Source organism: Pseudomonas sp. W15Feb34 (assembly GCF_023127765.1).
GTDB classification, from domain to species: domain Bacteria; phylum Pseudomonadota; class Gammaproteobacteria; order Pseudomonadales; family Pseudomonadaceae; genus Aquipseudomonas; species Aquipseudomonas synxantha_A.
Genome location: NZ_SPKN01000053.1, coordinates 94742 through 104027 on the forward strand (window position 1 = coordinate 94742; position 9286 = coordinate 104027).

7 protein-coding genes are annotated in these 9286 nt (G+C 56.8%); 2 read left to right on the plus strand and 5 right to left on the minus strand.

The window, feature by feature from the left end; all coding sequences use genetic code 11:
* The coding region (locus E4O97_RS26680) for a polyamine ABC transporter substrate-binding protein (protein ID WP_248162761.1) at nucleotides 1-1039 on the plus strand (1039 nt) is incomplete at its 5' end.
* Between the two features lie 134 nt (nucleotides 1040-1173).
* Here E4O97_RS26680 and E4O97_RS26685 read toward each other — a convergent pair.
* The 3 genes from E4O97_RS26685 to E4O97_RS26695 all read right to left on the minus strand — a co-directional run bounded on the left by E4O97_RS26685 (nucleotide 1174) and on the right by E4O97_RS26695 (nucleotide 5901).
* Nucleotides 1174-2169, minus strand: coding sequence for a fimbrial protein (locus E4O97_RS26685; RefSeq protein ID WP_248162763.1), 996 nt, complete (start codon nucleotides 2167-2169; stop codon nucleotides 1174-1176).
* Nucleotides 2170-3658: 1489 nt separating this feature from the next.
* Complete coding sequence (locus E4O97_RS26690) at nucleotides 3659-4093, minus strand: hypothetical protein (protein WP_050549419.1); 435 nt, start codon at nucleotides 4091-4093, stop codon at nucleotides 3659-3661.
* 194 nt (nucleotides 4094-4287) lie between these two features.
* Nucleotides 4288-5901 carry a methyl-accepting chemotaxis protein gene (locus E4O97_RS26695; RefSeq protein ID WP_216091380.1) on the minus strand — a complete coding sequence of 538 codons (1614 nt, stop codon included), beginning with the start codon at nucleotides 5899-5901 and terminating at the stop codon, nucleotides 4288-4290.
* A gap of 159 nt (nucleotides 5902-6060) precedes the next feature.
* On the opposite strand from E4O97_RS26695, the gene E4O97_RS26700 reads away from it, so the two are divergent.
* Nucleotides 6061-7272 (plus strand): multidrug effflux MFS transporter, encoded by a 1212-nt coding sequence (locus E4O97_RS26700; protein ID WP_216091381.1) that lies wholly within the window; start codon nucleotides 6061-6063, stop codon nucleotides 7270-7272.
* Nucleotides 7273-7294: 22 nt separating this feature from the next.
* Here the strand turns inward: E4O97_RS26700 and E4O97_RS26705 are convergent, their stop codons facing one another.
* Nucleotides 7295-8209, minus strand: coding sequence for a tyrosine-type recombinase/integrase (locus E4O97_RS26705; RefSeq protein ID WP_032875314.1), 915 nt, complete (start codon nucleotides 8207-8209; stop codon nucleotides 7295-7297).
* Between the two features lie 106 nt (nucleotides 8210-8315).
* On the minus strand, nucleotides 8316-9128 hold the full coding sequence (locus E4O97_RS26710) for a hypothetical protein (RefSeq protein WP_216091383.1): 813 nt from the start codon (nucleotides 9126-9128) through the stop codon (nucleotides 8316-8318).
* Between the last annotated feature and the right edge of the window lie 158 nt (nucleotides 9129-9286).

A 9286-nucleotide genomic window follows, 5' to 3' on the forward strand; every position in this document is an offset into this window, starting at 1 on the left:
TGCTCAGGCCGCGGAGCCGAAGGTCAATATCTATAACTGGTATGACTTCATCGCACCCAACACGCTGAAGGATTTCCAGGCGCAGACCGGCATTCAATCGGCCTACGACGTGTTCGACAACAGCGAGGTCATGCAAAGCAAACTCATGGCCGGGCGTAGCGGCTATGACGTGGTAGTCGCTACCGGCGACCTGTTGCCGAACCTGATCAAGGCCGGTGTACTCAAGGAACTGGATCGCTCGCAACTGCCCAACCTGTCCCATCTGGACCCGGACATCCTCGCCAAGGTCAACAACAACGATCCCGGTAATCGCTTTGCGGTGCCGTATTTGTGGGGCACCACCGGCATCGGCTACGACGTGGCCAAAGTCCACGCGCTTCTGGGTAACGACGCACCGGTAGATTCCTGGGACCTGATTTTCAAGGAAGAAAACCTCGCCAGGCTGGGCGAGTGCGGCGTCGCCATGCTCGATGCGCCCGCTGAAATCATCCCGATCGCCTTGCACTATCTGGGGTTGCCCTATAACAGCCAAAACCCGGAAGACTACCTCAAGGCCCAGGCCCTGCTGTTGAAACTGCGCCCACACATCCGCTACTTCGACTCCTCGCGCTTTATCACCGATCTGGCGAACGGTGATATCTGCGCCGTCGTCGGCTGGGCGGGTGGCGTGATGGACGCTCGCAAAGCGGCCGACGCAGCCGGTAATGGTCGCCGGATTCAGTACAGCATTCCCAAGGAAGGCGCGCCGATCTGGGTGGAAAACCTGGTACTGCTCAACGATGCACCGAATCTCCAACAGGGTTTGGCGTTTATCGATTACATGCTTCGCCCGCCGGTGATCGCCGCATCGTCCAACTACCTCAGCTATGCCAATGCCAACAAGGATGCCACGGGGCTGGTGGATGCGAAGGTGCGCGATAATCCGGGGGTTTATCCTTCCAAAGCAGTGCTGGATACGCTGTTTGCGCTGGAGCCGCTGCCCTTGAAACTGGAGCGGGTGCGCACGCGGGTTTGGAGTAAGGTCAAGAGTGGGACCTGATGACGATGACTGGAAGCGTTTCTGTCTGGCCAGCCACCTAGAGCCTAGGGAATGCCCTCCGGTGAGCTGCAAATAGTGTCGTGGTCAGGAAGGTGGGTTGGCCGGACGCTTGCGTGTGATAGTCCAGAAAGCAATCAGTCATAAGTAGAGGTCACGGTGACAGCCGCGTTGGCTTTTCCAGGCGTCGCGATCTTACCGGTCCGTATGTATTGCACGGTCATAGGCTGACTGATCGTACCGCTCCTCAAGTTGCCCATTATGGTATTGGCTGAAGGGGCGAAACTGATGGCGTTAGTCCCATTCAACACTTGTAATGCGATACCCGCCGCTCTGGTGGGCTCATCGGCCAGGCTCAGATAGGAAGAAAGGTTCGAAGGGTTGTACACGTCCGACATGGAATAACTCACTTGAAATGCAGGTGCATCCGTGCTGCATTTCAGGCCCAGTACAAATGCACCGCCGGCGATGCTGGACCCGACTGAAGGCATATCGACCATGCTCACTTGCTTAAGCTTAATATTGGTCGGCGTGGTTAAGGTGCAGGAGGTACCCTTGGCCACGAACGTGAATTTATCAGCGCGCATCGTCCATATACCGTTGTAGACCCCGGGTTTAGTATGGGTAATTTTGCCCGTGATGACGTCCAATGTATTGATGGTGCGCAGGCCTGAGGTCATGCTCTTTTTGGGGCTGTAAAACCTTATTTTGACCGTCGAACGCATTGTAAAGTCGAAGACGCGGCCGCTGCTGCCGCTGAAGCCTATCTCTCGCACGGTTTCGTAGACGTTGGAACTCAATCCGTGCTCCGCCCCACCATCGACAGAAGAAGTCCCAAAGTAAAATACGTCACTCTCGTTCGTCTGGTAGAGGTTGTAGGACGCACCATCAAACTCGACGGATGCTCCGGCAGGCACGCCTGTAGCACCCATCGTATTCGTATAGGTGCCTGAGGGCATCTTCGTGCAGATGAGCGACATGGTTGCCGAGTGCCAAACGGACGAGATCATCCCTCCGCTGTCAGTGGGCACATCCGAAATCGACGGCACGATTTTATTGCCGCTCGCCGCGCAGCCCGCCAGGGCACTGGCTGGTAATGCTAGCAGACCGCTAACTACACAGACAGTGGCCATGACCTCCCGATATCTGCGGGTGCGTCTGCGCCAGAGCCCGCTAAGGGCGAACAACGAAAGAGGCAAACAGCGCATCATGCGATATTGACCATTTGTACCTGTATAGCCAATAGCTCAGCCTTCATATTCAATGGGCGCGCAACAAGGCGTATGTCCTTTTTTAGGGCTGGCTTTTCAGCGCTGAACTGTTCAAAGTTCATATATTGCTCTGTCGTCATACGATTTATCTCAATCCGTGATTTTCGACTTTTGCATTTTACGTTACACCGAAACCGCAGTCTGCATGCCATGAGGCATCAATCATAGCGAATCAGATTCGTCCTTCTAACGTGTGGAAATAACAGATAAAAAGCGCGAATTATCTGATAGGGTTTTGTGAGGACATACTTACTCCTCGCTGAATATATTCTCACGAGGCAAGACGTTTCAGCCGCTACATAGCGGAAGAACGCTTTTACCGGCCCTCAGATTTTTGCAGGCTTATTAAGTAGTTAACGGCGGGAGGCGATTTCGGAAATTACGATGTATATAGCGAGCCCCCTGACTTTTCGGCGCAGATAGACCTCCCGATTTCCGCCAATCCTGATAGGAGGAAATCGGGATCAAAGAGGAGGGCGGTCATCCCCTTTAAAAGATGCATGAAATTGGCCCCCCTCCGAAGCGTTTAACACGTATTCTACTGCTGACACCCGATGATAGGATTATCAAAATCCTGCTTCCCGCGTGAAGGAGTAGAACCATTGAGCACTTCAGCACCTGAGCGGCGCCAAAATGGAAAGCATGAGAGGTTGCGTAACTTAGGGAACGAGGAGTTTTGGGCCTTCAGTTCCGGTCGCTTCGCACTGAGGGGTTCTGAACGACTGGCCCAGATCAAGAACGGATTTCCAGCCCATCTTTTTCAGGCCATGCGCCGAACCTTTGACCTTCAAGAACGCGCCTTGAGTGTTCTCCTCATACCTCGATGACAACGCTTGAACGACGAGTTCGTGAGCACCGAGCCCTTGATGCCGCCGTGTCCGAGCGCATAGGAAGTGAAAAGTTGGTCTCGAGTTCGAGGAGAAGTGTAGTGGTTAACTAATCCCGGACTCCGGATTAAGTTTTTCCTCGGCAATCGCTGGCGGTAGCCTACCGTTGAATTGATGCGGTCGACCCCAGTTGTAGCGCTGCATCAGGAAACAAGGCCTTTCGACTTATGCTGCAGCGTATCCCATAGCACATCAGCAGGTCTTGGGGTTGCGGATTTTGCAAGTTTCAAATCTCTACGGGAGGCCAAGGACTTCTCGAATCAGCGACTTAGGTAGCTCATGAACATTTATGACATGACCTGTCGTTTAACATAATATACATTATGCGAACCACTGAGCCATCCTTCAGGGGCTCTGTTCGGCGCATTTCACTAAGCGACCTAGACCACCGCGCGCCAGATTCATAAGCAGCCATCGTTGCCCTCGCTGACCTGCCTCCGTTTGACCCTTGGGCCACCGGGCATTTACGGCGAGTCAGCACACGGTTCACCAACGCTGTGGTGAAATCGATAACGTTGCCCGTCATAACGCAGTACTGGGAAACAAGAGCCCGGGCCGCCGACCTCGACATCAGGCCAACCATTACTGCCTTTGCCAGGGAGAAACTCAGCGACGCCGCTTTCTTTGAGCATGAGTTTCCAGTGACCGTCAGTCTGCTGGCTGACTAGATAAAATCCAGTACCCGCTTGCCCATAACAGTCAGTGCTGCCTTCGGTAATCAACGCATCCGGCCGACCGTCGCCGTTCAGGTCCTTGATCAGCTCCATGGTTGCCGGCGTGTAGCTACCTGTTGTCTCGATTTCGCACTCCGACGTCTCTTGGTTAAATCCAGCAGCGCGGAAAGCTTTTATCTGCTCGCTACGCGGCAGTTCATCCGCCAGCGCCGTGGCACTGATCACGAAACATGCCACCCATAGACCTGACGTAAGCCTTCCCCGCATATAGACCGTCCCTTTATGATGCTCAAATGTAAAGTATCGTGCACGTACCCACACTAGCGTGAAGGATGAGCTAGCTCTGCCCTTATTATATAACCACTGACTATAACTAAACTAAATGACTATTTAGTTGAGTTATATATAGATAGGTCGGTTCACAACCTGAACCGATCCACCGACTGCGAAAGCTTCCCCGCCAAACTCGACAATTCATCCGTCGTTGACGCCGTGTCTCCAATCACGCGGCTGTTGTTTTGCGACATACCTGCAATCATCTCCACCTGGTGAGCAATTTCATTGCTGGCCAGGCTTTGCTCGCTGATGGTGCGGGAAATATCGTTGACCAATTCGGTGGTGCTGAGCGTGGCCTGAAGGATCTCGCGAATGGCGCGTTCCACTTCGGCGGTAACGGCCATGCCCTTGTCCACTTGAGCAACGCCCTCCTCCATGCTGGTCACCGCTTCCCGGGTGTTCAGCTGGATGCGCCCGACCATACTGGCGATCTCCTGCGTGGATGCGCTGGTGCGTCCGGCCAGGCTGCGCACTTCATCGGCGACGACTGCAAAGCCGCGGCCCTGCTCACCTGCACGGGCGGCTTCGATGGCGGCGTTCAGGGCCAGCAGGTTGGTCTGGTCGGCGATGCCTTTGATCACTTGAATAATGCTGTAGATCGCCTCGGACTCCTTGTCCAGTGTGCGGATCACTTGGGCCGATTGCTGCGCTGAACGGGCAATGCCATCCATGTCGCTGACAACCTGGTGAATGACGCGGCCGCCGTCCTTGGCCAGGGTTTCTGCCTGGTTGGCCATGTCGAGGGCGCGTTGGGCGTGGCGAGTGATTTCCTCGATGCTGGCAGTCATTTCGCTAGCGGCGGCGGCCATGGTGCTGGCGGCGGCGCTTTGCTGTTGACTGCTGCCTGCGACTTCATGGCAACCCTGGCTCAGTTGTTCGCTCATGCCATTGACGCCGTGGGCGTTGCTGCGAACCACTTCAATCATGCCGCGCAAATCCCGCTGCATGGTGGCCAGGCTGCGAATCAGCGCACTGGCTTCATCGTGATTTCTGGGCTCGATAATAGGTTCGCTCAAGTTGCCATGGGCAATGCTGTCGGCAATGCGGCTGGCGGTACGCAGTGGCCCCATGATGCTCAGGATCACCCAGCGCCCTTGTGCCAGCAGCAGTAACAGGCTGGCGATCAGTACCACGGCCAGGGTCCAATTGGCGTGGCTGATGGTTTGTCGGGTACTGATACTGGTCAGTTGAGTCTTGTTTTCGATCAGTTCGCTCAAGGCCGCCATTTGATCTTCCAGCCGACTGAACGCGGCATTGAAGGTCTCCAGCTCACCACGGGCGGCTTCGGGGTTGTCCAGGGCCTGCGCGACGATACGCTCACCGGCGCTGATATAGGTATCCAGGCTGGGCTTGATGTTTTCCAGGCTCGCCTTGATTGCATCGTCCAACGGCTGCTTGAAGTTGTCCGCCAGCACCTGGCGAAAGTGTTCGGCATGTTCCTTGAGCGAGCTGTTGACCTGGGCTGGTGTGCTGGTGCTTTTGCCTAGCCCCACCAACATGGCCGATAGCACGTCGGCACGCAGGGCGTCGTGCATCATGTCGGCTTCCATGTGATTACGCAGCACGGTCATGCTGACGTCATTGTCCTGTACCGCATCGCCCATCCGGGTATTTCCCAAATAGCTGGCCAGGCTCATGATCAAGGCGGTGAGCAATCCGGTCCCAATCAACAGCATCAAGCGTAATTTGATCGTCATGCTGGTATCCCCGTGCCAGGACCATCGGTTGGGAATCCAACCGTTCAAGTGCTCACTGTTAGCTGTATCGGCAACAACTCCTTGTTAGTGAAGCCTAAGTTTGCGGATCTGCGCGTTTCACTTAAGCTGACCGTCCTTTGCTCCAGCCGGACCTGCCAAATGTCTCGAAGTATCGCCCATCTCGCCCTGCTGCTGGGCTTGATCACCGCCGTCGGCCCGTTTGCCATCGACATCTACCTGCCCGCGCTGCCAACCCTGGGCGCAAGCCTTGGGGCCTCACCGGCGGCGGTGCAGATGAGCCTCACCGTGTTCTTCATGGTCATTGGTGTGTGCCAGTTGTTCTACGGGCCGATCAGCGATGTGTTCGGGCGCAAACTGCCGATTTATGCGGGTTTGGTGATCTTTACCGTTGGCAGTATCGGCTGCGCATTGGCGCCGACGATCGAAGTATTGATCGGATTTCGTGCCATACAGGCGTTCGGTGCCTGTGCGGGGATGGTGATCCCGCGGGCGATCGTGCGCGACCTGTACACCGGCCATGAGGCAGCGCGCCTGATGGCTTTGCTGATGCTGGTGATGAGTGTTTCGCCAATCCTCGCGCCGCTGGCCGGCAGCCTGGTGATTTCGATCTGGAGTTGGCGCGAAGTATTTGCTGTGCTGGCGGTGGTCGCCGTGCTGTGCCTGGTCATGACCATCGTGCAACTACCGGAAACCCACCCGGCCGAACGCCGTTTGGGCAAGACCCTGGGCAATGCATTCGGCAGTTATGGAGCGCTGTTGCGCGACCCGGTATTCACCGGGTTATCGGTGGTGTGCGGGTTTGGCCTTGCGACCTTCTTTGTATTTATCGGCAGCGCGCCCTTCGTATACATCGAGTATTTCGGCCTGACACCGACGCAGTTCAGCATGTGTTTTGCCCTCAACGCCGCCTCGTTTTTTGCCATGAGCCAACTGACCGCACGCCTGAGCGCACGGTTTGGTCTGGCGCCGCTTATTCGTTGGTCGGTGGTCGCAGTAGCCACGGTCATGGCCCTGTTGGCAGCCACCACATTCTGGGGTGATAGCCTGCCCTTGATGATGGGCCTGCTGTTTATTGGGTTCGGTTTTCTCGGCCTGTTGCTGCCGGCGGCAGGTGTGCTGTCGCTGGAAGATCATGGCGCGGTGGCAGGCTCTGCGTCTGCCTTGCTTGGCGCGATCCAGATGGTTACCGCGGCCGTTTCGATGACCCTGGTGGGCGTATTCGCCGACCATACTCCTGCACCGATGTTGATCGGCATTGCGCTATGTGCGCTTGCCGCAATGCTCACCACGTTGTGGACCTTGCGCCGGTTGCCGGCGCACCTGGCCTCAAGCGTCCCGCCCTCCTCCTGAGGCTTGCCCTACCCCGCCCAGCTCACAGATCAAAGCGGTCCACTGCCCTGCGCCGCTCATTGTCGTCGCGTACGTCGTAGCTGGCGGTGGTCTGGATATTGGTGTGATGCGCCAATTTCTGGGCAATCGACAAATCATGCTCTTCGATCACTCGGGTGATGAACGAACGGCGGAAATCATGGGGCATGATTTTCACACCCACCTGATCACCGCGCTGCCGAGCAATGTAATAAATCGCATGTTTGGTAATGCGTTCGCGCGTGATGTGGCTGCCCCGGCGGATACGGTTGAACAGAAAGGTGTCGTCCTGCTCACCTTCCTTGAGTTGTTCACGACGAAACTCAAGCCACGCCCGCAGTTTTGCGAACGCCCAGTCCGGCGCGTACTTGATCAGTTCCTTATTACCTTTGCCGATCACCCGCAGGCTGCGCTGATCAAAATTGATCTGCGCGAGGTCGAGATTGACCGACTCCGACTTGCGCATCCCGGAACCATACAACAGGCCGATTACTGCGGCATCCCGCAGCCCCTGGGGCCGAGGATCGGCGGCGCATACATCGAGCATCTCGCGGATCAGTGTACGACGCAGGTTACGGCCCTGCCCCAGGCGCGTACCGGCGGCAGCCTTGACCGAGCGCATCTTCAACAGGTGATCCTGGCTGATCAAGCTCATGCGCCACGCTTCATTCATCACTCCTCGTACCGCATTCACGTACAGCGATGAGGTATTCGGCGCATAGCCGTCCTCGCGTAATGCGGCCACCAGTGCGACGACGTGTTCGGGTTGCAGTAAATGCCAGTCAATGTCTTCGAGGTTGAGGTCTTCGAAACCCAGGCGGTCGGCGGCATCCTGCAGCACGTAGCGCATGGTCAGTTGGCTGGAGGGCGCCAGGCGAGTGAGGTAGAGGGTCAGCGGGTTGCGGATAGTCTCGGTCAAGGGATCAGCCTTTGGATTAAATACATCAATCAACTCGTTGATTAATCGATGTATTTAGTGGATTGGCGAAGACTGAGTCTAACCCAGGCGCGGCCCTGGCACAAAATCACGGCGCCAATTCGACTTCCTCTGCCGGTTCCTGCGGTTGCGCCAGGGACTGGCTCCAGTCAGCGTCCTGTCGCTGCATCAGCGCAAACCAATGCCCACGCATAAACGTCAGGTAGCCAGCCGGGGCCTTGGCAAAGTCCTTCTCGTCGCCATAGCAGCCTGGCAGTGGCAGTTCGGTGCCCTGCTCCTTGTACTGGCTGACCAACTTCTGTTGGGCCTCGACGCTGCAGTCAGTGGGCAAGGGCATGCCGCGCAGGGCACCGGCATCTTCGTCCCACCAACTGGCGCCGACGCGATCGAGGCCGCGCAGGCGATACTTGCCGGACTTGCCGACCCGCATGATCAGCTTGAACTCATTGGGGCTCACATCACTGGTACAGGTGCGCGAATAACCGACCGTGACCTGGGTATTGCCGTCGCGCAGCAGGTCGGTGACTTTGGTGGCCGCCTGATCAAAGCGCAGGCTGGCGTCGAACTCGCAGTGTTGCACGTCGTCGTGCAGCATCCAGACCCGCTTGGGGCGATCGCCCGTGAGCAGGTACTGCGCTGCGTAGACAAACGCCGACTGGGTGCCATCATCCTCCCGCTCGCTGACCTGCTCGGCGAGTACCAGCAGGTTCTTGCCCTGAAGGTCATCCCAGGTATAAGCACCGACTTGCTTGCCGGGCACTTCCACACCTTCCGGCACCTGTTCAATGCTGGTCAGTGCGATCCCTTCATCGGCGCGTACGCTGGTGACACAGGCCATCGTCATCAATAATCCCATCAACGCAGGCCGCAACTGGCCGCGCAAAAGCTGCACGCTATTCATCCGAGTACCCTGGCAAGAGATGGCTTACTTTACCGGCACTTGAGCGCCAATGCAGAGAAGATTGTTCAATCACCGGCATTGGCCGAGCGGGAGCGCCCGGATTGAACCAAACGCCCGGCACAGCGTTCCGATCTGACCATCCGGCCTGCACATGTAAC

Bases quoted from the DNA above. Each gene is read 5' to 3' on its own strand.
- E4O97_RS26685 (WP_248162763.1), bottom strand. From the start codon at position 2,169: ATGGCCACTGTCTGTGTAGTTAGCGGTCTGCTAGCATTACCAGCCAGT.
- E4O97_RS26695 (WP_216091380.1), bottom strand. From the start codon at position 5,901: ATGACGATCAAATTACGCTTGATGCTGTTGATTGGGACCGGATTGCTC.
- E4O97_RS26700 (WP_216091381.1), top strand. From the start codon at position 6,061: ATGTCTCGAAGTATCGCCCATCTCGCCCTGCTGCTGGGCTTGATCACC.
- E4O97_RS26710 (WP_216091383.1), bottom strand. From the start codon at position 9,128: ATGAATAGCGTGCAGCTTTTGCGCGGCCAGTTGCGGCCTGCGTTGATG.